This window comes from Kocuria sp. LHG3120, from assembly GCF_049897445.1.
Classification (GTDB): Bacteria; Actinomycetota; Actinomycetes; order Actinomycetales; family Micrococcaceae; genus Kocuria; species Kocuria rosea.
Window position 1 is genome coordinate 233,499 of the sequence record NZ_JAFCWG010000001.1, and the last position, 22,649, is coordinate 256,147.

A 22,649-nucleotide genomic window follows, 5' to 3' on the forward strand; every position below is an offset into this window, starting at 1 on the left:
GACGCACGCAAGAGGGCCGTCCCGCTGATCGCGGGACGGCCCTCTTGCGCGCTGCGGGCCCCGTGCCCCCGGAGGCGGGGAGGGGCCGCGGGGGCTCAGCCGACGCGGTGCAGCCAGCGCACCGGGGCGCCCTCCGCGGCGTGCCGGAAGGGCTCGAGCTCCTCGTCCCAGGCCTCCCCCAGGGCGAGGGAGAGCTCGTTGATGACGAGCAGCGGGTTGCCGGCCGCCGTCTCGTAGGCGTAGCGGATCCGGTCCTCGGAGACCATGATGTTGCCGGCGGCGTCCGTGGTCGCGTGGAAGATCCCGAGGTCGGGGGTGAAGGACCAGCGGGCGCCGTCGTGGCCGCGGCACGGGTTCTCGGTGACCTCGAACCGGAGGCGGCCCATCGTGCGCAGCGCCGAGGCGAGGAGGGCGCCGGTCCCCGCGGGTCCGGACCACTCCAGCTCGGCGCGCACGGAACCGGGCTCGGCGTTCTGCTGGGTCCACTCGAGCTCGGTGCGCTGGCGCGCGACCGACTCCAGCGCCCACTGGATGTGCGGGCACAGCGCTCGCGGAGCCGAGTGCACGTAGAGCACTCCGCGCGTGGTGGGTGCAGACATGACCTGTTCCTCCGTCGTGTAGGTACGTCTTCCCCAACGCCCTGCACGGAAGCGGTCCCACCCGTCGGGCCGCGGCGAGCGTGCCGCGACCGGACGATGCTGTTGTCCGGGCTCGCGTCCCGCCGCGGGGATTCGAGGCCCGCGCGGCGTCCGGTCGCCCGGGTGCCGCACCCGTCGTTCCGGCCGGCTCCGAGCGTGTTGCCGTGTCCGGGACGTCGAGTACAATACGCCACTCATTCAACTGCAAACATTCCACGGGCGTCAACCCGGGACGCCGTGTTGCTCCGCGATCCTCCGCCCCGGCGCACGTCAGGCCCGGGGGTGGGCCTGTCGGTAGACGGTTCCCAGGCGGTCCACGGAGACGTGCGTGTAGATCTGGGTGGTCGCCACGGAGGCGTGCCCCAGCAGCTCCTGCACCGTGCGCAGGTCGGCGCCGCCGTCCACGAGATGCGTGGCCGCCGAGTGGCGCAGGGCGTGCGGCCCCCGGGCGGCGGTGTCGGGGACGGTGCCGAGCTCCCGCTCCACGACGCGCCGGACCTGGCGGGCGTCGATCCGGCCGCCCCGGGAGCCGAGGAACAGCGCCGGCCCGCTGCCCGCCGCGGCCAGCACGGGCCGGCGGGCCAGCCAGAGCTGCAGCGCGTCGTCGGCGGGGCGGCCGAAGGGCACCGTGCGCTGCTTGTCGCCCTTGCCGATCACCGTGAGGACGCGCCGGGAGCGGTCGACGTCGTCGACGTCGGCCCCCGTGAGCTCGCCCACCCGCGCACCGGTGGCGTAGAGCAGCTCGAGGAGGGCGCGGTCCCGGGCGACGAGCGCGCCCTCCGCCCCTGCGGTCCCGGGCTCGGTGGAGCGGGCCGCGAGATCGTCCAGCAGCTCGCGCATCCCGTCGGCGGGGACGACGTCCGGGAGGTGGCGCCGGCGGCGCGGGGCGACGAGCCGCAGGCTGGGGTCGGCGCCCACCAGGCCGGTGCCGGCGGCCCAGCCGAAGAACCCGCGGACCGATGCCGTCCAGCGGGCCATGGACGAGCGTCCCGCCCCCTCGGCGTGCCGGGCGGCCAGCCAGGCCCGGAGCATCTCCAGGTCCACGGCGGCCGGCGCGGCGACCCCGTACCGGGCGTGCAGCCAGGTGAAGAGGGCGCGGAGGTCGCCCGTGTAGGCGTCCACGGTGCGGGGACTGCGCGCCAGCTCGTGCACCAGGTGGTCCGTGTACCGCTCCAGGGCCCGGACCACGGCCGTGGGCAGCGGGGCGGCGTCGGAGGTCATGCGGCGATTCTAGCGGCGGCGCCACCCCTCCCCCGTCCCCTCCGCCAGGCCGCGCTCCTCGAGCCGGCGCAGCCCGCCCAGCACCTCGCGGGCGGACAGGCCGGCGACGCGGGACAGGTGGTCCGGGCGGCTGCGCGCCCTCAGGGGCAGCGCGTCGAGGAGCACGCGGTCCCGGTCCGAGAGCCCGTCGACGACGGAGACCGGGGCGGGGCGGTCGGGCGCCGGCGCCGTCCCGAGGGGCTGGACGAGCTCGAGCACCTCGTCGACGTCCGTGACCAGGACGGCGGTGCCCTCCCGCACCAGCCGATGGCAGCCGGCGGAGGTGCCGGCGTGGACGCTGCCGGGCACCGCGCCCACCGGGCGGCTGAGTCCGTCCGCGTGGTGGGCCGTGTTCTGCGCCCCGGACCGCCACCGGGCCTCGACCACCACCGTGCCGGCGGAGAGGGCGGCGATGATCCGGTTGCGCTGGAGGAAGCGGTAGCGGCTGGGCGTGCACCCGGGGGCGGCCTCGGCCAGCAGCAGCCCGGCGGCCTCGACTCGGTGGAGCAGCTTGTGGTTGCCCGGAGGATAGAGGCGGTCGATCCCGCACGCCATGACCGACACCGTGGGCGGGTGCGCGGTGCCGGTGGCCAGCGCGGCCGAGTGGGCGGCCTGGTCGATGCCGTGGGCACCGCCGGATACCACCGTCCAGCTGCGGGCGGCCAGGGCGCCGGCGATGTCCAGGGCGACCTGCCGGCCGTAGGTCGAGCAGTCCCGGGAGCCGACGACGGCGACGGAGCGGGCGGCGGGGAAGCCGAGGAGCCGCCGGTCGCCGCGGCCCCACAGGCCCACCGGCTGGAACAGGCCCAGGTCGGCCAGCGCCGCCGGCCAATCGGGGTCCTCGGGGATCGCGAACCACGCTCCCGCCCGGGCAGCGATCCCCAGGTCGGCGGAGGGGTCGAGGTCCGCCGCCCGGGGCGCCCAGCGGGCCAGGGCGCGCCGGAGGTCGACCTGCCGGGGACCGTACCCGGCCTCGGCGGCCGCCCGCACGAACACCGGGTGCTCCCCGGCGCCGATGGGGCGCGTCCCCGTGGCGATCTCGAGCGCGGCGACCGGTCCGAGCACCGCCAGCAGCAGCATGGCGGTGGCGTCGGTCGGCTCCACGAGCCGGGACAGCCCGGCGCGGGCCAGCAGCAGCGGGTCGTGGCCGGGGCGTGTGCCGGGCGGGGCGGAGTGCATGGCGGGGCCTTCCTGTCGTGGACGGGACGGGACGGGGCGGATGCGGCGGCGCTCAGGCCGGGACGAGGGAGCGGAAGTACAGCGCGGTGTCGACGTCGTCGAGCACCGGGACGCCCCGGCCCTCCAGGTCGGCCAGCGTCCAGGCGACCCGGAGCACCCGCTGGTGCCCTCGGGCGGTCAGCGAGCCTCGGTCCATGGCCCGCTCCAGCGGGGCGGTGACCGGGCGCGGGGGACGCAGGGCGCCGTGCAGGAGGCTGCCCCCGAGCTCGGCGTTCGTGCGCAGCCCGAGGCCGCGCAGACGCTCCGCCTGGGCCGCCCGCGCCCGGGCCACGCGCACGGCGACCTCCGCCGTGCTCTCCCCCTGCTCCGCCCCGGCGGCGAGCTCGCCGTAGGAGACCTTCGGCACCGCGATCTGCAGGTCCACCCGGTCCAGCAGCGGACCGCTCAGCTTGCCGAAGTAGCTGCGGCGCATCCGTGGGGTGCACGTGCAGTCGGCGCCGCGGCCCCCGGCCTGCCCGCACGGGCAGGGGTTCGCCGCGAGCACCAGCTGGAAGCGGGCCGGATAGACCGCCGAGGCCGTGGACCGGTCGATCACGACCCGGCCGTTCTCGAGGGGCTGGCGAAGCGCGTCGACGACCCCGCGGTCGAACTCGGGGGCCTCGTCGAGGAACAGGACACCGCGGTGCGCCCGGGAGGCGGCACCGGGGCGCGGGATCCCGGACCCGCCCCCGAACAGGGCGGCCGCCGAGGCGGTGTGGTGCGGCGCCTCGAACGGAGGGCGCCGGATCAGGGCCGTGCACCGCCCGGCGGCCCCGTTGAGCGAGTGGACGGCCGTCACCTCCATGGCGGCGTCGTCCTCGAGATCCGGCAGCAGGCCCGGGAGCCGCTCGGCGAGCATCGTCTTGCCGGATCCGGGCGGGCCCACCATGAGCAGGTGGTGCCCGCCGGCGGCGGCGATCTCCAGGGCCAGGCGCCCGTCGGCCTGCCCGGCGACGTCGGCGAGATCCGGTGCGGCGCGGCGTGCGGGGTGGGTCCCCACGCTGTCCGTCCCGGACCCGCCCGGCGCCGCCCCGCCCGGGACGGACCCGGCAGATGCCGGCCGGCACAGATCGGCGGGATCGGCCCCGGCGCCGGCGAGCACGTCGGCGAGGCAGCTGAAGCCCTCCACCCGTGCGCCGGGGACCAGCCCCGCCTCCGCCGCGTTGGCCGCCGGAACGACGATCCGCTCGTGCCCGGCGCGCACGGCGGCCATGACCGCCGGCAGGATGCCGCGCACCGGCCGCAGCGCCCCGTCCAGGCCCAGTTCGGCCAGGAAGACGGTCCGTCCGGTCGCAGGTACGTCACCGGCGGCCTGCAGGGCGCTCATCACGATGGCGAGGTCGAAGAGGGATCCCCGCTTGGGCAGCGTCGCGGGGGTCAGATTGACCGTGAGCTTGCGCGGGCTCAGGGGCATCCCGCTGTTGCGCGCCGCCGCCCGCAGCCGTTCCCTCGCCTCGTTGAGCGCGGCGTCCGGCAGCCCCACGATGGAGAAGGCGGGCAGGGTCTGCCCGATGTCCGCCTCGACCTCCACCATCGACCCGTCGAGCCCGACCAGGGCCACCGCCCAGGTGCGTGCGAAGCCCATCAGCGCACCCCGGTGGCGGGCGCGACGGGATCCCGGGGGCGGCGGCGCCCGGGGACGGGGAACGGAAGGGAACGACGACGGTGCATGGGAACCTCCTGGTTCCCAGACTGCGCCGTGCCGGCGGAGCGCGGCGGTGCCGCCCGCCCGACGGTGGAGAAGTCCGCCGGCTCAGGCCAGTTCGGCCCCGCTGGGGAGCGAGGGTGACGGCCCGGGCGTCGCGGCCGGCGACGGAGCGCCCGTGGAGGCCGTGGGGGTGGGTGTCGCCGTGGGGGACGGAGCGGGCGACGGAGTGGTGGTCGAGGTCGACGGCGCGGGCGTCGGCGTGGACTCCGGGCGCGGGGGCCAGTTCCAGCGCCTGGAGGTGCTCGGCGAGGGCGAGGCCGAGGCGCCGGCGGTGGCCCCCGGGGTGGCGACCTCGCCCCTGTCGGGGTTCTCGGCGGGAGGCATGGTCTCCTCCGGCGGTGGCGTGACCGGGGGAACGGGCGTCGGCGTGGGCTCCGGCGTCGGCTCCACGGGAGGGACGACGGGAGGGATCACCGGGTCCACCGGCTGCTGGGGGTTCGCCGGTTCCACCGGCGGCTGCGGCGCCGCCGGCTCGGGCTCGGGGGCCGGTGCGGGTTCGGCAGGCACCGGCGCGGCAGGCACGCGAGGCGGCTGCGCGGCGGGACGGGCGGGTTCCGGTGCCGCCGGTGCCGGCGCCGGCTCCGCCTCGATCCGCTCCCGGGGCGCCGGCTTCGGCACCCCGGCCCGGTACTGGCGCTGCTCGGGCCCGTGCCCGACCGGGGCGGGGTCCTGTGACCGGTCGTTGGGGTACGGGGACAGCTCGATGTCGTCGAAGGTCTTCGGCAGCTTCTCGAAGTCGCCGACCATGAGCTCCCGGCCCGTGGCGCCGACCGGGACGGCACCGGTGTACTGGGCGATCAGCTCGTGCGTGCGGGCGTCGAGCCGGGCGCCCTCCTGCGGGTCGAGGGGGGAGCCGTCGGCGCCCCAGAAGCCGCCCTCCCCGGACCGGTTGGGGTCCCAGTCGGAGAGGACCTCGGCGACCGGTTCGAACGGGAACTGCCCGCCCTCGTGGCTGATCACCTTGAGGTCGTCGATCTGGACGGTGCGGGTGCCCTCGGTGTTGTCGATGTGCAGCTCCACGTAGACCACCGGCTCCACGTTCAGGTCCCGCCGCAGCTGCTCGACGTCGTCGTCGGGGGCCGGCACGGTGGGCAGGTCGAAGGTGATGACCGCGCCCTCGTCGGTGGTGAGGGCGTACGGGCCCGGGCTGAGACCGCTGGGCGCGGTGGTCACGGTGCCCGGCTGCGCGATCGCGTCGGGCTCCGGGGCCTTCAGCACGCCGCACCCGGTGGCGGTCAGCGCGACAGCCGCCGCGAGAGCCGCAGCGCGTCGTGGAGCGGCGAGCGGTCCCGCAGCGACCACAGCACACCTCCGTCGTTACTCCCGGTCATCGACGGTTCAACATTGGCACGTCGCACGAGGCATGTCACGCGGGCCCGGGCGCGCCGCGTCTCATTGGATCTGCCGCAGGACCTCGATCTCCGGTCCTCCGCCGTGTGCGAAAGTAATTGCAACGGCATCGACCCTGACCACCCGGGGGTCGCGGTCGTGGGCCCGCGCCCAGGCGGCCGCCAGGCGGTGCAGACGGACGATCTTCTGCCGCGTAATGGACTCGAACGGATGCCCGTACCGCAGGCTCGAGCGGGTCTTCACCTCGACGACGACCACCCAGCCCTCGTGCTCCGCGACGAGGTCGGCCTCCCCCCGCAGTCCGTCCCGGGAGGGCCGTGCGCGCCAGTTGCGCTCCAGGACGCGGTACCCCCGCGCCTCGAGGTGGGCGGCCGCCAGCAGCTCGCCGCGCGCGCCCAGTCCCTCGGACACGGGACACCTCCCTGCTCGGCGGCGCCGTCCCGGCGGCGGCCGGTCGGGTGCCCTCATCGTGCGCCCCGCCGGTCCCCCGCCGAGTGGCCCCAGGGGCCGTGTGCAGGGCGGATCAGGAGGTCGCGGGCCCCTCCGGCACGGGCCCGGCGGCGCCCGGCACCGCGAAGGGGTCCGCGTGGGCGAGCTCCTCCACGTTGACGTCCTTGAAGCTCATGACGTGCACGTGCTTCACGAAGCGGGCGGAGCGGTAGACGTCCCACACCCACGCGTCCTTGAGCTCCACGTCGAAGTACAGCCCGTTCTTCGTCTCGACCGGCTCGACCCGGACCGAGTTGGCCAGATAGAAGCGGCGGTCCGTCTCCACCACGAACTGGAACAGCCCGGCGACGTCCCGGTACTCGCGGTACAGCTGCAGCTCGAGGTCCGTCTCGAAGTTCTCGAGTTCTTCGGCGCTCATGTCGTCCCGTCTCCGATCGTGCTCGGCGCGGCCGCGGGCGGCGCCTGCGTGAGCCGCCAGCTGAGCCGGTGGTGCGGCGTGGTCCCGTGCTCCTCGAGGGCGCGGCGGTGCCGGACGGCGCCGTAGCCCTTGTTGCTGTCCCAACCGTACTGCGGCCAGCCCACGGAGAGCTCGCCCATGACCCGGTCCCGCTCGACCTTCGCGAGCACGCTGGCGGCGGCGACGGATGCGCACGTCAGGTCGGCCTTGACGCGGGTCACGACCTGTCCTTCCCACCCGTGCACCGGGAGGTCGTCCGCCGCGGGCGGGGGGTCGCCGAAGAGCGTCCCGGCGCCGGGCTCCGAGAGCCAGTCGTGCGCGCCGTCGAGGAGCACGACGTCGGGCGGCGTCCCCCGCCGCGCCGCGGCCGCGATCGCCCGGTGTCCGGCCAGGCGCAGCGCGGCCGTCAGCCCGAGTCCGTCGATCTCCTGCGGCGAGGCGTGGCCGACGCCGGCGGCCGCGCACCAGGCGAGGATGCGGGGGACGAGCGCCTCTCGCCGTGCAGGGGTGAGCAGCTTGCTGTCCCGCAGCCCGGGGACCCCGCGCCCGGTCCCGGGTCGCAGGACGACCAGCCCGGCGGTGACGGGTCCGGCGAGGGCCCCGCGGCCCACCTCGTCCATCCCGCCGACGAGGCGCCCGTCCGGCTCCTGCAGGGACCGCTCGACGACGAGCCCCGGGGCCCCGCCCCGGGGCGGCGCCGCGCGCCGGCCCGGCCGGGGCTCAGGAGCCACCGGCGGACCGGTCGGCGACGTCGGCGAAGACCTCGTCCGGGTTCTGCAGCAGCTGGAACCGGTCCAGCGGCCAGGCGATGACGAACGCGGTCCCGACGACGTCGTCGTGGCTGATGAACGCGCCGTTGTCCGCGATCTCGGCCAGGTGCACCCGGGCGTCGGCGGACGCGTCCCGGTGGTCGCCCAGCACGAAGTAGTGGTTCTCGGGGACCTCGACCTCGAACTCGAGCTCCGAGGGCGCGGACCCGGGGTGGAGGTAAGCGTCCTGCTCCTCGAGGGCCTCCCCGTTGACGGTGACCCGCCCCGAGGCGTCGCAGCACGCCACGGTGTCGCCCCCGACCCCGATGACGCGCTTGATGAGGTGCTGGTCGGTGCGATCGGGCAGCACGCCGACGAAGGCCAGGGCGTCGTAGACGGCGTCGGTCGGCCCGCCCCCGCTGTCGGGCTGGGCCGGCAGCCAGCCCTTGGCGTCCTCGAAGACCACGATGTCCCCGCGCTCGAGCGGGCCGAAGGTGGGCTCGAGCACGTTGACGAAGATGCGGTCGTTGAGCTGGAGGGTGTTCTCCATCGAGCCGGAGGGGATGTAGAACCCCCGCACCAGCAGGGTCTTCACGACGAAGGCGATGAGCACGGCCCAGACCAGCACGAGGAGGATCTCCCGCGCCGAGCCCCAGAAGGTGTCGGGGCGCTTCTTGCGGGAGCGCCGGTCGGAGGACCGCCGCCCCGCGCGGCGCGACGACGCCTGGTCCTGCCCGTCCTCGGCGCCGTCGAGGGGTGCGGTGGCGCGCTCCGCGTCGGCGGTGGGCGCTGCCGGGACGGGAACGGCGGCGTCACCGGGGACGCCGTGGTTCTCCTGGGGCACGCCGTCGCCGGCGGGCTGGGTCCTGTCGGCCACTGCTCTCGTCCTTCCTGGGCGGACGCCTGTGGGCGTCCGGATCCGGATCCGTGCGGATCGCGTCAGAGCTGCCCGGCCCGATCCCGGGGCCACAGAACAGCAATGGGTTCTCCGATGACCTTATCCGCTCGGACCAGTCCGCCACCGGGCGCGCCGAGCAGGCTGCGCGAGTCCACCGACACCGACCGGTGGTCGCCCATCAGCCAGAGCCTGCCCTCCGGGACCACCGCGGTGAACTCGACCTCGCTGGGCCGGTCCCCGTCGAGGACGTAGTCCTCGACGACCTCCTCGCCGTCGATCTGGAGGCGGCCGGAGGGACCGCAGCAGGCGACGGTGTCCCCAGGGGTGCCGACGACCCGCTTGAGGTACACGCTGTCCGAGCCGGTGAGCCCGCTCCACCGGCCGAGGGTCTGCAGGACCTGCGCGGGCCACGGGTCGTCGCTGTGCAGCGGGGCGAAGCTGCCCCGCCCGTCGAAGACCACGAGGTCGCCCCGTTCGAGAGCGCCCTCGTCGACGAGCTTGCCCACGAGCACCCGGTCTCCCGGTTCGACCGTGGGCTGCATCGAGTCCGACCCGATCCAGTAGACGTCCAGCACGAAGGCGCGCAGCAGGCCGGTGACCAGCACGGCCGCCAGGAGGGCGAGGACGACGGAACGCCAGCCCCGAGCACGGGGCTGGCGTTCTCGCCGAACGGCGTGGGATCCGGTGGCGCGGGGGTCCCGTGCGCGGGTTCCGGTGGACACCGAAGCGCGCGCTGTCCTACTTGCCGGACTTGCCGGACTTGACGGCCTTGCCGGACTTCGAGGACTTGGCCGTGGTGTTGTCGCGCTTCTCGCGGATGCGGGCGGCCTTGCCGTGGCGGTCGCGCATGTAGTAGAGCTTCGCGCGGCGGACGTCACCGCGGGTGACGACCTCGATCTTCTCGATGACCGGGGAGTGCACCGGGAAGGTGCGCTCCACGCCCACGCCGAAGGAGACCTTGCGGACGGTGAAGGTCTCGTGCACGCCGGCGCCCTGGCGGCCGAGGACGAAGCCCTTGAAGACCTGGACGCGGGAGCGGCTGCCCTCGACGATGTTGACGTGCACGTTGAGGGTGTCGCCCGGACGGAAGTCGGGGACGTCGCTGCGCAGCGACTTGGCGTCGAGCTGGTCGAGAATGTTCATGGTGACTCTCCTGGTGAACGCCGCAGGTCGCTCACGTGGGTCGGCACGGATCCGTGGTGGCGGGGCGGTGCCCGGTCCGGGTGCGGGATCCGCAAGACGTGGTGACGGGAGCCCTGTTCGGGGTCCCGGGTGTCCGGCTGTTGGTCGCTCATCCCCCTGCGGCAGGGGCGTGCCCAGCAGACACACAGCTGAACATTATGCCACAGGTTCCCGGGAGGCGCCGTCCCCGGCGCGCACCACGTGTCCGCCCGAGACGACCCACCCGGCCTCGGCCAGGACGGCGCGGTCCGCGCGGTCCAGGCCGGCGGGGTCGAGGGACGCGACGAGGTCGGGGCGGCGGGCGGCGGTGCGCTGCAGCTGGCGGTCCCGCCGCCAGCGGGCGATCCGGCCGTGGTGGCCGGAGAGCAGGACCTCGGGGACCGGCCGGTCCCGCCACAGCGCGGGCTTGGTGTAGACGGGGTACTCGAGCAGGCCGTCGGCGTGGGACTCCTCCACGAGGGACTCGGGGTTGCCGACCACGCCGGGCACGAGGCGCCCGATCGCCTCGACCATGGCCAGCACGGCGACCTCCCCGCCGTTGAGGACGTAGTCGCCGAGGCTCATGGGGCGGACCTCGAAGTGCTCGCGGGACCAGTCCACCACGCGTTCGTCGATGCCCTCGTAGCGCCCGCACGCGAAGACGAGGTGCTCCCGCAGGGCCAGCTCGCGGGCGGTGGCCTGGGTGAAGACCTCACCGGCCGGGGAGGGCACGACCAGCACCGGCCGCTCCCCCGCCGGCGCGGGTCCGCCGCCGAGGACGGCGCCGAGCGCCGCGGCCCACGGCTCCGGCTTCATCACCATGCCGGCCCCGCCGCCGTAGGGGGTGTCGTCCACGGTGCGGTGCCGGTCGGTCGTGAACTCGCGCAGGTCCGTCACGGTCAGTTCGAGGAGGCCCTGCTGCCGGGCCTTGCCGATCAGGGAGAGGTCCAGGGCGGAGAGGTACTCGGGGAAGATGCTGACGACGTCGATGCGCATCAGCGCCCGCCCTCCGGCGCCCCGTCCGCGGGGTCCCCGGTGCCGGGGTTCCCGTCGCCGGGGTTCACGGCGTCGCCGTTCCCGTCGTCGTCGTTCCCGTCGTCGTCGTTCTCCTCGTCGGGCTTCCCGTCGTCGAGGCCGAGCTCGAGCAGCCCCGGCGGAGGGGTCACCACGACGAAGCCCCCCTCGGGGTCGACGACCGGGACGATCTCCTCGACGAAGGGGAGCACGGCCTCGCGCCGCCCCTCGTCGAGCTCGATCTCCAGCAGGTCCTGGACTGGCAGGGTGCGCAGCCCGGTGACCACGCCGATCCGCGGGCCCGACCCGTCCTCGGGGCCGGTGCGCACCTCGAGGTCGACCAGCTCGTGCTCGTACCACTCGTCGGACTCGGGGTCCTCCTCCAGCGCCTCGGCGTAGAGGCGGGCCCCGCGCAGGGTCTCGGCCCCGTTGCGGTCGGGGACCTCCTCGAGGGCCACCACGAGGACGGCCTTGTTCCAGCGCGACCCGCGCACGGTGACCACGCCCTCGGGGGCGAGAGGGACGGACGGCTCGAGCAGCAGCCGGGCGCCGGGGGCGAAGCGCTCCTCCGGGGCGTCGGTGAACAGCTGGACGGTGACCTCCCCCCGGATGCCGTGGGGCTTGCCGACGCGGGCGACCTGGACCTTCATGGATCTCCTGGGGGTCGGCGGCCGGGTGGCCGCGGGGAGGGGTGCGGTGACGGGGAAAAGCCGACGGTCCCCGCATCCGGTGCGGATGCGGGGACCGTGCGCGCGGCGGGACCGAACGCCGGGGCGTCCGGTGCGCGCCTCAGCGGGTGCGGTCGGTGTCGACGACGTCGATCCGGACCGGGCCGTCCTCGGCGAGTGCGCCCACGACGGTGCGCAGCGCCTTGGCCGTGCGGCCCTGGCGGCCGATGACCCGCCCGAGGTCGTCCGGGTGCACCCGGACCTCGAGGGTCTCCGACCGGCGCCCGCTCTTGACACGGACGTCGACGTCATCGGGGCTGTCCACGATCCCGCGGACCAGGTGCTCCAACGCGTCGGCGAGCATGACTACTCGGCCTTCTCGGCGTCAGCCGCGGGGGCGTCGTCGGACTCGGCACCGGGGGCGGCCGGCTCGGCCTTCTCGCCCTTGGGGGTGATCGCCTCGGGGACGATCACGGAGCCCTTGTCGGGGGCGACGAACTCGGCCTTGGGCTCGCGCGTCCGGAGGGTGCCCTCGGCGCCCTCCTCGCCCTTGAACCGCTGCCAGTCGCCGGTCACCTTCAGGATGGCGGCGACGGCCTCGGACGGCTGGGCGCCGACGCCGAGCCAGTACTGGGCCCGGTCCGAGACGACCTCGATGTAGGAGGGGTGCTCGGTCGGGTGGTACTTGCCGATCTCCTCGATGACGCGGCCGTCGCGCTTCTTGCGGGAGTCGACGACGACGACGCGGTAACGGGGATCGCGCATCTTGCCCATGCGCTTGAGACGGATCTTAACAGCCACTGGTGTGGACTCTCCTGGTTCTTGGATGAGGTGAACGCCCTGGTCTCGCTCCCGTGGGGCGGGCCGGTCACAGGGGTTCTGTGGACACGAGAAACGTGCGGCGAGAGGGACCGCACGCATCGAGTACCCGTCCAGTATGCCAGACGCCGTCAAGTCCGGCGTCCGGCGGCGCGCTGCCCGCTCACTGCTCGAGGCGCGCGGCCTCCCGCCACGTGAGGGAGCGTCCGCCCTGGAACACGGCGCGCTGGTAGATCCGCTCCCCGAGGCGCAGCAGCACCCAGGCCGCGGCGAGGGCCAGCGCGAGGGACAGCACGGGCTGCCACCAGGCCACGCCGCCGTCCAGCATCCGGATGGGCATCGCCACCGAGGAGACGACCGGGACGAAGGACGCGGCCGTGAGCCACGCGCCCTCGGCGTAGAGGCCCACGAAGAGGGCTCCGACGAGCACCGTCATGATCGGCCCGGTGCTCGTCTGGAGGTCCTCGGAGCGGGAGGCCAGGGAGCCGAGGACCGCCCAGACGGAGGCCTGCGCGGCGAAGCCCGCCACGAAGAAGGCCACGAACCAGCCGGACGCGGCGAGGATCCAGCCGACGTCCGCGGCGGCGCCCGTGACGTTGACGCCGACGAGGCCGACCGCGGCGTAGAGCCCGATCTGGCCGAACGCGAGCAGGGAGTTGCCGAGCACCTTGCCGTAGAGCAGCTGCCGGACGGGGACGGCGGTGGCCAGGATCTCCACGACCCGGTTCTGCTTCTCCTCGAGCACGGAGTTGGCGATGGCCATGCCGAAGAGGATGGCGGCCAGGTAGAACAGGAACGCGAAGACGAAGCCCACCACGAGCCGTGCGGGGCCGCGGTCCTGTCCGCCGGACAGCAGCTCGGTGCGCACCTCGGCACCCGCGGTCAGCTCCTCGGCGGTCGTCCCGGCGGCCCGGGCGCCGGCCGCCAGCGTCTCCGCGGCCACCGCGTCCTCGAGGACCCGCGCGAGGGCGGGGTCGACGTCGTCCTGGCCGACCACCGTCCACCCGTCGAGGTCCCGCAGCAGGGCGGCGTCGGCGGTCCCGTCGGCCACCGCCTCGCGGGCCGCGTCCGGGGAGTGGGCGGAGTGCACGGTGAGGGTGTCCTCGCCGCGCTCGGCCAGCTCCTGCGCGGCCCGCGCCGCGACGGGCGCCGCGTCGGGCGCCGCGGTCGCCAGGACGTGGTCGGCAGCCCGGCCTCCGAACAGGGCGGAGGCGGCGATCGAGGCGGCCACGAGGAGCACCGTGACTACCGTGGAGAGCAGGAAGGACCGGTCCCGCAGTTTGACGGAGATCTCGCGGGACGTGACGATCCACCAGGGACGGGCTGCGGGCGGGCGGGCGCTCATCGGGTGACCTCCCGGTAGACGTCGGACAGGGAGGGCACGATCTCGGCGAACTCCAGGAGCCCGCGGGGCACGGCGGTCTCGAGGACGCGGCGGCGGGCGGCGGCGTCCGCGAGCTCGAGCACCGCGGCGGGTCCGTCGACGTCGACGACGCGCAGGCCCGGCAGGTCCCGCACCCAGCCGGCGTCCTGCTCGCAGCGCAGCCGGTGCCGGCGGGGACCGGTGCGGCGCAGGTCCTCGGCCGTGCCGGAGGCCAGGACCCGGCCGCCGGAGAGGACGACCAGGGAGTCGCAGAGCCGGTCGACGAGATCGAGCTGGTGGCTCGAGAAGAGCACGGGCACGCCCTGGGCCGTGTGCTCGCGCAACAGCTCGACCATGGAGTCCACCGCCACGGGGTCCAGGCCGGAGAACGGCTCGTCCAGCACCAGGGCGGCGGGCCCGTGCAGGAGCGCGGCGGCGACCTGCACCCGCTGCTGGTTGCCGAGGGAGAGGGACTCCAGCCTGTCCTTCCCGCGCTCGGCCAGGCCGAAGCGCTCCAGCAGCCGCCCGGCCTCCGCGAGGGCGTCCCGGCGGTCCATGCCGTGGAGCCGGCCGAGGTAGCCGAGCTGGTCGAGCACCGGCTGCTTGGGGTAGAGCCCCCGCTCCTCGGGCATGTACCCGAAGCGGGCCCGGTCCGCCGCGGTGGCGGGACGGCCGTCCCACAGGACCTCGCCGGCGGAGACGCGCAGCACGCCCATCAGCATCCGCATGGTCGTGGTCTTGCCCGCGCCGTTGGCGCCGACGAAGCCGGTCATCCGGCCGGGCTCGACCCGGAAGGAGACGTCCTCGACCACGGTGCGGCCCCCGAAGGACCGGCTCAGGCCGCGCGCCTCCAGGACGTGCCCCTCGGGGCGGCTCCGGAAGCGGGTCGTGGTCGCGGCGGGGGTGGTGCTGGTGCTCATGGGCCCGGGTCCTCTCGGGGTGCGTCCTCCCGGTGGGTGCCGGGCGGCTCGTGGTCAGCCTACGAACGCGGGGGCCCCGGCGGATCCCCACCCGGGCGGAGTGCGGATGCCCCGGGGAGCGGGTCGCGGCCGGCGGCCTCCGTCCCGGGGCGGAGCCCGCTCAGCCGACGAGGCCTGCCCGGTGGGCGAAGACGACGGCCTGCACCCGGTCCCGGGAGCCCGTCTTGGCCAGGATGTTGGACACGTGCGTCTTGACGGTGGCGGGCCCGAGGAACAGCCGCTGGGCGATCTCCGCGTTGGACAGCCCGTCCGAGACCAGCAGCAGCACCTCGTGCTCCCGCTCGGTGAGGGACTCGACGACCCGGCGCCGGGCGGGGTCGGACGGCAGGGGGTCGGCCGGCGCGGGAGCGGCCTCGGGGGCGGGTGCCGGGGCGTCCGCGGTCAGGGCCCGGATGACGCGCAGCGTGGCCTCGGGGGCGAGCAGTGCGTGGCCGCCGGCCACGGCGCGCACGGCCTCCACGAGGTCGTCCGGGTCGGCGTTCTTCAGCAGGAACCCGCTGGCCCCGGCGGCGAGCGCGTCGAAGAGGTAGTCCTCGCGGTCGAACGTGGTGACGATCACGACCTTCGCGCACCCGGTCCCGACGATCCGGCGGGTGGCCTCGATGCCGTCCATGACCGGCATCTGCACGTCGAGCAGCGCCACGTCCACGGCCCCGTCGCGGGCGGCGGCGACGGCCTGCGCGCCGTCGGAGGCCTGGGCCACGACCTCGATGTCGTCCTCCACGGACAGGACCATGGCGAAGCCGGAGCGCACGAGGGCGTGGTCGTCGGCGAGCAGGACACGGATCATGCCTCCGATCCTCGCAGAATCCCGTCCGGGGCGCCGGAGGCGGCGCCGGCGGCCGCGTCCGGGGCGTCCTCCCCGGTGCCGCCGGGGGGCAGGGGGCAGCGGGTGCGGACCCGCCAGCCGGGCCGGCCGGAGCGCGGCCCGATCTCCGCCTCGCCGCCGTGCAGGCGGACGCGCTCGCGCAGCCCCTGGAGGCCGAACCCGGTGCCGGCGGTGCCGCGGCGGGGCGAGCCGTCGTCGAGGACCTCGAGCTCGAACCACGGCTGCCCCTCCGGGCCGCGGCCGGTGCGCAGGGTGACGGACGCGGTGGCGGCCGTGGAGTGGCGGATCACGTTGGACAGGGACTCCTGGGCGCACCGGAAGACGGACAGGCCGAGGGCCGGCGGGATCCTGTCCAGGTCACCGGGGACGGCCTCGACGGTGCGGACGTCCACCGCGAGCCCGTTGTCCGCGTGCCGGCGGGCGAGGGCGGCGATGTCGGCGAGGCCGGGGTCCGGCCGGCGCGCGGCGTCGGGGGCGCCTCCGCCGGGGCCCGGGGCGCCCTCCTCGCCCTCGGCGCGGAGCACGCCGAGCAGCTGGCGCATCTCTCCCACGGCGGTCCGGCTGGACGTCTCGATCGTGCGCAGGGCGGTCGTGGCGGCGGCGGGGTCACGGTCCAGGACCTTGCGCGCGGCCCCCGCCTGGATGCCGATGACGGACACGTGGTGGGCGACGACGTCGTGCAGCTCCCTGGCGATGCGCAGCCGTTCGTCGACGACGGCGCGGCGGGCGATCTCGGCGGACTGCTCCCGGATCCGCTGCGCCTGGGCCGCGAGGCGGTGCTGCTGCAGCGCGGCCCGCCAGGACGCGCGTCCGGCCAGCACCGCCCCGCCGAAGTACACGGCGTTCACGATCAGGGTGTACACCGCGTAGGACGGCAGCTGGGGCAGCGGCCCGTCGACCTCGCCCAGACCGGAGAGGAAGTCCGCGTAGGCGTTGGTGATGGTGAAGGCGCCGAGCAGCCACAGCCCCATGGTGCCCACGACCACCGACATGGCGACCCACAGGGCCTGGCGGTCGCGCGACCAGGCGACGGCGGCGTACAGGGCCGCGAAGTAGGCGCCCTGGAAGGGCAGCGTCATGGCGGCCGTGGGGCTCGCGTAGGTCAGGCCCAGGAACAGGGCGGAGGACGCGACCACGACCGGCAGCGGGTAGCGACGGCGCACGGCGAGCGGCACCACGATGAGCACGGTGCTGAGGTAGAAGCGCCAGGGCTCGTCCCCCTCGGCGAGTCCCGCGTAGCTGTGCAGCAGCACGGAGGCGAGGAGGGTGACGAGCAGGAAGCCCAGGGCGGCCAGCACGTCGTTGCGCCGCTGGGCCGCCGTGGGCGCGGGCCGGGACCAGAACGGGTCCTCGGGGTCGTTCAGCCAGGCGGTGACGCGCACCGCGAGCGGAGCGCGCCGGACGGGGGCCGGATCCGGTCCCGCGTCCGGGTCGGTGTCCGGGTCGGTGGTGGGTCGGGTGTGCACGCCCCCACGGTAGCCCGCGGCGGCGGCGCGGGACTTCCGCCCCGCGGGGGATCCTGCGGGGGCGCTCAGCCGCGGTGCAGGCCGAAGAAGCGGCGCAGGCGTGCTCGCGAGCCGGGGGCTGCGGAGGGCTCGGGGAGCTGGGCGGCGGGCCCGGGGGCCGCGGGCCGCTCCTCGTTCCGCCGGCGGCGCGCGCCGCGCAGGGCGGCGTAGTAGGCGCTCTCCGCGGCGGCGTCCGCGAGCAGCGCCGCGGAGAGGGTGCCGAGCACGCGCGCCCCGGCCCCGCCGCGCCGGGCCGCCCCGGCGAGCCCCACCCCGAGGGCCGTCTCGGTGCCGGCGACGGCCAGCAGCAGCTCCGGGCGGCGGACGAGGGCCCGCTGGTACCGCGCGAACAGCCCGTCGCCGGTGGGCTCGGTGGTCATCCCCCGCAGCAGGGCCGAGCCCACGCCCGTGGGCTCGTAGTGCTCGGCGCCCTCGGCGGCCGTGAGCTCCCGGTGGCCCTCGACGACCTTGGCGGCGAGCACGGGCAGGCCCAGCAGCTGCAGGACGGACTCCAGGACCAGGTCGGTGGACTCCCCCAGCACGTAGTTGCGCAGCCGGTTGGTCTCGGCCGGGTCCAGGTCGAAGACGGAGGCCACGGACTCGATCTGCAGGTCCGAGGTGCCGCCGGAGCACAGCCGGACGAGGTCGCGCTCGAACCGGGCGGCCGGCGTCTGCTCGGCCTCGACGGACACGCCGCCCGCGGGCAGCCAGTCGGGGCCCCACTCGAGGGCGCACACGGCGTCGGCCGCCTCGAGGTCGGTGACGGACGCCGGGTCCTCCCCCGCGAGCAGGACCTCGAAGGAGCGGGTGGCCCCGTCCGAGGACAGCGCCACGGCGGTCTCGGCGAGGCCGGTGCGCACGGCCCAGAAGTCGATCTCGGCGTCGAAGACCACCACGGACCAGCCGTGCCGGGACACGGCGGTGAAGCCGGTGCCGGACAGGGCCGCCAGCACGGGCAGCTCGGGGGCGTCCAGGTGCACGAGCAGCACCCGGCGCAGCCCCGGGTGCTCGGGCTGGAGCTGCTGGCCGGTCATCCGCACGAAGGTCTCGGAGAGCTCGTCGAGGGTGCAGCCGGGCTGCACGGAGCCGTCCTCGGCCCCCTGCGCCAGCCGGCCCTCGGCGTCGGCGAGGAACATCAGCTGCGTGGCCCGGGGGCCCTCGGCGTAGGCGCTGATCAGGCGGTGGTGGGCGATGACCTTGCGCATCCCCTCGCAGGTGGGGCGCGGCCCGGGTCCTTCGGACGCGGTGTCCTCCGTCGCGCACAGCACCGTGGCCGGGACCAGGTCCCACGCGGAGGTGGGGGATGCGATGTCGTCGGCGGGGAGTGAGGTCATGGCGTCCATGCTACGCCGTCGCCGGGGCCGGGCCGGGGGCCCGGGGCGTGCGCCCGGTGGCCCCGGGGCGCTCAGCGGGGCCCGTCGACGAGCTCGGCCGTGGTGCCGTCCTCGAGGGCGGCCAGGCCCGCCCGCAGGCGGCGGGCCAGTCCGGGCCGCAGGTACCGGTCCAGGTCCTCCGGCGCCGTCCAGCGGTGGCTGAGCAGCTCCTCCTCCTGGATCGTGATGGGCGTGTCGGCGCCGATGACGCCGCCGTCGTAGACGAAGGAGACCGAGTCCCCCCACAGGCCCATCGCCACGCCGTGGTGGACGACCAGGAGCCGGCCCTCGGGCAGGTGCAGGCCGACCTCCTCGACGACCTCGCGGAAGCACCCGGTGCGGGGGTCCTCCCCCGCCTCGACGGTGCCTCCGGGCACGGTCCAGTCGGACTTGTAGTTGGGCTCCACGAGGAGCACGCGGCCCTCGGGGTCCCGGATGAGGGCCTCCGCGGCGAGGCGGCGGGTGGGCAGCGAGTCGACGAACTGCTTCAGCTCGGTCTCGGACAGGTAGGAGCTCACGGCGCGATCACTGCCCCAGGAACTTCTCGAAGCCCTTGGGCAGGTTCAGGTCCGCGGGGTCCGGCTGCCCCGGAGCGGCGCCGAACGCCGATCCGGCGGGCGCCTTCTGCTTGCGCTGCTGCTCGAGGGCCGCGTTCTCCTGCGCCCGCTTGGCGGGGTTGCCGGAGCGGGACCCGCCCTTCTTCGCGGAGCCCTTGCCCTTGCCCTTCTTCGGGCCGCCGCCCGCACCGGGCATGCCGGGGATGCCGGCGGGCATGCCGGGCATGCCCTTGCCCTGGGCCAGGCGCTTCATCATCTTCTGCGCCTGGGCGAAGCGCTCCATGAGCTGGTTCACCTCGGAGACGGTGACGCCCGAGCCCTTCGCGATGCGGGCGCGGCGGGAGCCGTTGATGATCTTGGGCGCGACCCGCTCGTGCGGGGTCATGGACCGGACGATGGCCTCGACGCGGTCGATCTCGCGCTCGTCGAAGTTCTCGAGCTGCTCGCGCATGCCGGCGGCGCCCGGCATCATCATGAGCATCTTCTTCATCGACCCCATCTTGCGCAGCTGCTGCATCTGCGCCAGGAAGTCCTCGAAGGTGAAGTCCTCCTGGTCGGTGAACTTCCGGGCCATCTTCTCGGCCTCGTCGCGGTCCCACTGCTTCTCGGCCTGCTCGATCAGCGTGAGGACGTCGCCCATGTCGAGGATGCGGGACGCCATGCGGTCCGGGTGGAACTGCTCGAAGTCGTCGACGTTCTCCCCGGTGGAGGCGAACATGATGGGCTTGCCGGTCACGGAGGCCACGGACAGCGCGGCGCCGCCGCGGGCGTCGCCGTCGAGCTTGGACAGGACCACGCCGGTGAAGTCGACGCCCTCGTTGAAGGCCTGGGCCGTGTTCACGGCGTCCTGGCCGATCATGGCGTCGATGACGAAGAGCACCTCGTCGGGCCGGACGGCGTCGCGGATGTCGCGGGCCTGGTCCATGAGGGCCTCGTCGATGCCGAGGCGGCCGGCGGTGTCCACGATGACCACGTCGTGCAGCCGCGCGCGGGCCTGGGCCACGCCGTCCCGGGCGACCTGCACGGGGTCGCCCGTCGGGTCGTCGAACTCCGAGGTGGTGCCCGGGTGCGGGGCGAAGACCGGCACGCCGGCGCGCTCGCCCACGACCTTGAGCTGGGTGACCGCGTTGGGCCGCTGGAGGTCGGAGGCCACGAGCAGGGGGCGGTGGCCCTGGCCCTTGAGCCACTTGCCGAGCTTGCCGGCCAGGGTGGTCTTGCCGGCGCCCTGGAGGCCGGCGAGCATGATGATCGTGGGCCCGGTCTTGGCCATCCGGATCCGGCGGGTCTGGCCGCCGAGGATGTTCTGCAGCTCCTCGTTGACGATCTTCACGACCTGCTGGCCGGGGTTCAGCGCCTCGGAGACCTCGAGCCCGAGGGCGCGCTCCTTGACCGCGGCGGTGAACTCCCGCACGACCGGCACGGCGACGTCGGCGTCGAGCAGGGCGCGGCGGATCTCCCGCACGGTGGCGTCGACGTCCGCCTCGGTCAGGCGTCCCTTGCCTTTGAGGTTCTTGAAGGTGGCGGTCAACCGGTCGGACAGTGAATTGAACACGGGTCGAAAGCTGCTTTCGTCGAGGGAGGCGGCCGGTGCCCCGCGGTCTGCGCCGCGGGCCGCGGCCCGGCCCGGTGTGGCGGGTCAGTGTCCAAGGTTAGCAACTCCGGGCGGCGCGGGGCCCGCCCCGTCGCCGTGCGGGGACGACGACGGCCGGCCCCCTCCCGCGGAGGGGGCCGGCCGTCGGGACGGGTGGGGTCAGAGCGCCGTCTCGTCGCGCTCGCCGGTGCGCACGCGCACGGCCTGGTGCACGTCGGTGACCCACACCTTCCCGTCACCGGCGCGGCCGGTGTTCGCGGAGGAGACGATGACGTCGACGATGTCCGTGGCCTGGTGGTTGTCCACGAGGATCTCGACCCGGACCTTCTCGAGCAGGTCCACCGTGTACTCCGCGCCGCGGTAGACCTCGGTGTGCCCGCGCTGCTGCCCGTAGCCGTGCACGTTCTGGACCGTCATGCCCTGGACGCCGTAGGACTCGAGGGCGGACTTGATGTCCTTGAACTTCTCGGGGCGCACGATCGCGGTGACGAGTTTCATGGAAGGGATGCCTTTCGTGAGGAGGGAATGCGCCAGCGGTCGCCGCACGGCTCAGCTGTGCACCGGCTCGGAGCGGCCGGGCTCGAAGGACGAGGCGTCCTCGCCCGCGGCGTGCCGGCCGGGGCTGAAGGAGCCCGTGGCGTCCCCGGCCAGGGCGTAGCCGGACTCGGCGTGCTGGGTGATGTCGATGCCGTCGATCTCGTCCCGCTCCGTGATCCGGAAGCCGATGGTCTTGTCGATCGCGATGGCGATGACGAAGGTCAGCACCGCGCAGTAGACCACCGAGACGAGCACCGCCACGACCTGGGTGAGCAGCAGGCCGAAGCCGCCGCCGTAGAACAGGCCCGCGGTGCCCTCGGAGGGCAGCGCCACGAAGCCCAGGGCAACGGTGCCGACGATGCCGGAGACGAGGTGCACGCCGATGACGTCCAGGGAGTCGTCCATGCGCAGCCGGTACTTCAGGCCCACGGCGAGGGCGGAGCAGATGCCGGCCACGAAGCCGATCACGATCGCCCAGACCGGGGAGACGTTGGCGCAGGCCGGAGTGATGGCCACGAGCCCGGCCACGGCGCCGGAGGCGGCGCCCAGGGACGTGGCGTGCTTGTCGCGGATGCGCTCGGTGAGCAGCCAGCCGAGCATCGCGGCGGACGGGGCCACGAGGGTGTTGACCCAGATGAGCCCGGCCTGCTCGGCGGTGCCCGCGGCACCGGCGTTGAAGCCGAACCAGCCGAACCACAGGATCGCGGCGCCGAGCATCACGAGCGGCAGGTTGTGGGGGCGCTGGCTCGGGTCCTTGCCGAAGCCCTGGCGGGCGCCGACGATCATGATGAGGATCAGCGCGGCCACGCCGGCGTTGATGTGCACCACGAGGCCGCCGGCGAAGTCGATGGCCTCGCCGATCGCGGAGCCCACGGCGCCGTCCTCGGTGAGCAGCCCGCCGCCCCAGACCATGTAGGCCAGGGGGGCGTAGACGAGCGTGGCCCAGACGGGCACGAACACGGCCCAGGCGCCGAAGCGGGCCCGGTCGGCGATCGCCCCGGAGATCAGGGCGACGGTGATGATGGCGAAGGTCCCGCCGTAGGCGGCGCCGAGGAGGTCCTCGGTGCCCATGATGTCGGCCAGGGCGAAAAACGGCACGGGGCTGCCCGTGAGCCCGCCCAGCAGCGGGTCCCCGCCGCTCATGGAGTAGCCCCACAGGACCCACACCACGGAGACGAACGCTATGGAGATGAAGCTCATCATCATCATGTTCAGGACGCCCTTGGCGCGGGTCATCCCTCCGTAGAACAGGGCCAGTCCGGGGGTCATGAAGAAGACCAGGGCTGCCGCCACGATCGTCCACACGTGTCCAGCGGTGATTTCCACGATGTGCACCTCTCTCTGAAGGTTGTCAGGTCACCGGTGCCACTGGCCCGTTCCCCGAGGGGCCGTCCGGTGCTCACCGTTCACTGTCGAGTCTCCGAGAGAGATGTTTCGCCCGCCGCCGTGCGGGGTTGCGGGCATGTTTCACGCCCGCCGCAATGGTTACGAGCACGTGAACTGCGGCGGGCGTGTGGGGGAAAA

Annotated in this window: 24 protein-coding genes; all 24 read right to left on the reverse strand. The window is 74.7% G+C overall.

Annotated features, from left to right (window positions below):
* Positions 1-95: 95 nt before the first annotated feature.
* The 24 genes from ACP7CD_RS01085 to ACP7CD_RS01200 all read right to left on the reverse strand — a co-directional run bounded on the left by ACP7CD_RS01085 (position 96) and on the right by ACP7CD_RS01200 (position 22,451).
* Positions 96-599 (reverse strand): DUF3145 domain-containing protein, encoded by a 504-nt coding sequence (locus ACP7CD_RS01085; RefSeq protein ID WP_031283140.1) that lies wholly within the window; start codon positions 597-599, stop codon positions 96-98.
* A 309-nt stretch (positions 600-908) separates the two neighbouring features.
* Positions 909-1,859, reverse strand: a complete 951-nt coding sequence (locus tag ACP7CD_RS01090; protein ID WP_426118503.1) for a tyrosine recombinase XerC — start codon at positions 1,857-1,859, stop codon at positions 909-911.
* A gap of 9 nt (positions 1,860-1,868) precedes the next feature.
* The gene (gene dprA, locus ACP7CD_RS01095) at positions 1,869-3,077 is read right to left on the reverse strand and encodes a DNA-processing protein DprA (RefSeq protein ID WP_426118505.1); all 1,209 of its coding nucleotides are present in this window, start codon (positions 3,075-3,077) and stop codon (positions 1,869-1,871) included.
* 52 nt (positions 3,078-3,129) lie between these two features.
* Positions 3,130-4,701, reverse strand: a complete 1,572-nt coding sequence (locus ACP7CD_RS01100; RefSeq protein WP_426118506.1) for a YifB family Mg chelatase-like AAA ATPase — start codon at positions 4,699-4,701, stop codon at positions 3,130-3,132.
* Between the two features lie 168 nt (positions 4,702-4,869).
* A complete protein-coding gene (locus tag ACP7CD_RS01105; RefSeq protein WP_426118508.1) occupies positions 4,870-6,126 on the reverse strand; it encodes a hypothetical protein in 1,257 nt (418 codons plus the stop codon).
* A gap of 90 nt (positions 6,127-6,216) precedes the next feature.
* A complete protein-coding gene (locus tag ACP7CD_RS01110; RefSeq protein ID WP_017833749.1) occupies positions 6,217-6,585 on the reverse strand; it encodes a YraN family protein in 369 nt (122 codons plus the stop codon).
* A gap of 112 nt (positions 6,586-6,697) precedes the next feature.
* Positions 6,698-7,042 carry a DUF2469 domain-containing protein gene (locus ACP7CD_RS01115; RefSeq protein WP_144836305.1) on the reverse strand — a complete coding sequence of 115 codons (345 nt, stop codon included), beginning with the start codon at positions 7,040-7,042 and terminating at the stop codon, positions 6,698-6,700.
* Complete coding sequence (locus ACP7CD_RS01120; RefSeq protein WP_426118511.1) at positions 7,039-7,812, reverse strand: ribonuclease HII; 774 nt, start codon at positions 7,810-7,812, stop codon at positions 7,039-7,041. The genes ACP7CD_RS01115 and ACP7CD_RS01120 overlap by 4 nt, the downstream gene beginning before the upstream one ends.
* Positions 7,802-8,707, reverse strand: a complete 906-nt coding sequence (lepB, locus tag ACP7CD_RS01125) for a signal peptidase I (RefSeq protein WP_232035286.1) — start codon at positions 8,705-8,707, stop codon at positions 7,802-7,804. Before lepB (ACP7CD_RS01125) ends, ACP7CD_RS01120 begins: the two co-directional genes overlap by 11 nt.
* A gap of 62 nt (positions 8,708-8,769) precedes the next feature.
* Entirely contained in the window at positions 8,770-9,450 is a 681-nt protein-coding gene (lepB, locus tag ACP7CD_RS01130; RefSeq protein ID WP_426118513.1) for a signal peptidase I, read from the reverse strand.
* Between the two features lie 16 nt (positions 9,451-9,466).
* Positions 9,467-9,871, reverse strand: coding sequence for a 50S ribosomal protein L19 (gene rplS, locus ACP7CD_RS01135; protein ID WP_017833754.1), 405 nt, complete (start codon positions 9,869-9,871; stop codon positions 9,467-9,469).
* Between the two features lie 195 nt (positions 9,872-10,066).
* Positions 10,067-10,885 (reverse strand): tRNA (guanosine(37)-N1)-methyltransferase TrmD, encoded by an 819-nt coding sequence (trmD, locus tag ACP7CD_RS01140; RefSeq protein ID WP_426118515.1) that lies wholly within the window; start codon positions 10,883-10,885, stop codon positions 10,067-10,069.
* The gene (gene rimM, locus ACP7CD_RS01145; RefSeq protein ID WP_426118517.1) at positions 10,885-11,553 is read right to left on the reverse strand and encodes a ribosome maturation factor RimM; all 669 of its coding nucleotides are present in this window, start codon (positions 11,551-11,553) and stop codon (positions 10,885-10,887) included. Before rimM ends, trmD begins: the two co-directional genes overlap by 1 nt.
* 139 nt (positions 11,554-11,692) lie before the next feature.
* Complete coding sequence (locus ACP7CD_RS01150; RefSeq protein WP_017833757.1) at positions 11,693-11,935, reverse strand: RNA-binding protein; 243 nt, start codon at positions 11,933-11,935, stop codon at positions 11,693-11,695.
* A gap of 2 nt (positions 11,936-11,937) precedes the next feature.
* On the reverse strand, positions 11,938-12,372 hold the full coding sequence (gene rpsP, locus ACP7CD_RS01155) for a 30S ribosomal protein S16 (RefSeq protein WP_031283142.1): 435 nt from the start codon (positions 12,370-12,372) through the stop codon (positions 11,938-11,940).
* A gap of 181 nt (positions 12,373-12,553) precedes the next feature.
* On the reverse strand, positions 12,554-13,735 hold the full coding sequence (locus ACP7CD_RS01160) for an ABC transporter permease (protein WP_251355748.1): 1,182 nt from the start codon (positions 13,733-13,735) through the stop codon (positions 12,554-12,556).
* The gene (locus ACP7CD_RS01165; protein WP_115162798.1) at positions 13,732-14,673 is read right to left on the reverse strand and encodes an ABC transporter ATP-binding protein; all 942 of its coding nucleotides are present in this window, start codon (positions 14,671-14,673) and stop codon (positions 13,732-13,734) included. The genes ACP7CD_RS01160 and ACP7CD_RS01165 overlap by 4 nt, the downstream gene beginning before the upstream one ends.
* Before the next feature lie 160 nt (positions 14,674-14,833).
* Entirely contained in the window at positions 14,834-15,523 is a 690-nt protein-coding gene (locus ACP7CD_RS01170; RefSeq protein ID WP_176337505.1) for a response regulator, read from the reverse strand.
* Positions 15,520-17,028: a sensor histidine kinase gene (locus ACP7CD_RS01175; protein ID WP_426118519.1), complete on the reverse strand. Its 1,509-nt coding sequence runs from the start codon at positions 17,026-17,028 to the stop codon at positions 15,520-15,522. The genes ACP7CD_RS01170 and ACP7CD_RS01175 overlap by 4 nt, the downstream gene beginning before the upstream one ends.
* Before the next feature lie 65 nt (positions 17,029-17,093).
* On the reverse strand, positions 17,094-18,401 hold the full coding sequence (locus tag ACP7CD_RS01180) for a hypothetical protein (RefSeq protein ID WP_426118521.1): 1,308 nt from the start codon (positions 18,399-18,401) through the stop codon (positions 17,094-17,096).
* Positions 18,402-18,472: 71 nt separating this feature from the next.
* On the reverse strand, positions 18,473-18,958 hold the full coding sequence (locus tag ACP7CD_RS01185) for an NUDIX domain-containing protein (protein WP_017833764.1): 486 nt from the start codon (positions 18,956-18,958) through the stop codon (positions 18,473-18,475).
* Positions 18,959-18,965: 7 nt separating this feature from the next.
* Positions 18,966-20,549 (reverse strand): signal recognition particle protein, encoded by a 1,584-nt coding sequence (ffh, locus tag ACP7CD_RS01190; RefSeq protein ID WP_426118523.1) that lies wholly within the window; start codon positions 20,547-20,549, stop codon positions 18,966-18,968.
* A gap of 198 nt (positions 20,550-20,747) precedes the next feature.
* A complete protein-coding gene (locus tag ACP7CD_RS01195; RefSeq protein WP_017833766.1) occupies positions 20,748-21,086 on the reverse strand; it encodes a P-II family nitrogen regulator in 339 nt (112 codons plus the stop codon).
* Between the two features lie 51 nt (positions 21,087-21,137).
* Positions 21,138-22,451 (reverse strand): ammonium transporter, encoded by a 1,314-nt coding sequence (locus ACP7CD_RS01200; protein ID WP_426118525.1) that lies wholly within the window; start codon positions 22,449-22,451, stop codon positions 21,138-21,140.
* Between the last annotated feature and the right edge of the window lie 198 nt (positions 22,452-22,649).

Coding starts and splice junctions, on each gene's coding strand:
- ACP7CD_RS01180 (WP_426118521.1), bottom strand. CDS start 18,401: ATGACCTCACTCCCCGCCGACGACATCGCATCCCCCACCTCCGCGTGG.
- trmD (WP_426118515.1), bottom strand. CDS start 10,885: ATGCGCATCGACGTCGTCAGCATCTTCCCCGAGTACCTCTCCGCCCTG.
- rplS (WP_017833754.1), bottom strand. CDS start 9,871: ATGAACATTCTCGACCAGCTCGACGCCAAGTCGCTGCGCAGCGACGTC.
- ACP7CD_RS01100 (WP_426118506.1), bottom strand. CDS start 4,701: ATGGGCTTCGCACGCACCTGGGCGGTGGCCCTGGTCGGGCTCGACGGG.
- ACP7CD_RS01150 (WP_017833757.1), bottom strand. CDS start 11,935: ATGCTCGCCGACGCGTTGGAGCACCTGGTCCGCGGGATCGTGGACAGC.
- ACP7CD_RS01090 (WP_426118503.1), bottom strand. CDS start 1,859: ATGACCTCCGACGCCGCCCCGCTGCCCACGGCCGTGGTCCGGGCCCTG.
- ACP7CD_RS01085 (WP_031283140.1), bottom strand. CDS start 599: ATGTCTGCACCCACCACGCGCGGAGTGCTCTACGTGCACTCGGCTCCG.
- ACP7CD_RS01115 (WP_144836305.1), bottom strand. CDS start 7,042: ATGAGCGCCGAAGAACTCGAGAACTTCGAGACGGACCTCGAGCTGCAG.
- rimM (WP_426118517.1), bottom strand. CDS start 11,553: ATGAAGGTCCAGGTCGCCCGCGTCGGCAAGCCCCACGGCATCCGGGGG.
- ACP7CD_RS01170 (WP_176337505.1), bottom strand. CDS start 15,523: ATGATCCGTGTCCTGCTCGCCGACGACCACGCCCTCGTGCGCTCCGGC.
- ACP7CD_RS01195 (WP_017833766.1), bottom strand. CDS start 21,086: ATGAAACTCGTCACCGCGATCGTGCGCCCCGAGAAGTTCAAGGACATC.
- ACP7CD_RS01160 (WP_251355748.1), bottom strand. CDS start 13,735: ATGAGCGCCCGCCCGCCCGCAGCCCGTCCCTGGTGGATCGTCACGTCC.
- dprA (WP_426118505.1), bottom strand. CDS start 3,077: ATGCACTCCGCCCCGCCCGGCACACGCCCCGGCCACGACCCGCTGCTG.
- ACP7CD_RS01165 (WP_115162798.1), bottom strand. CDS start 14,673: ATGAGCACCAGCACCACCCCCGCCGCGACCACGACCCGCTTCCGGAGC.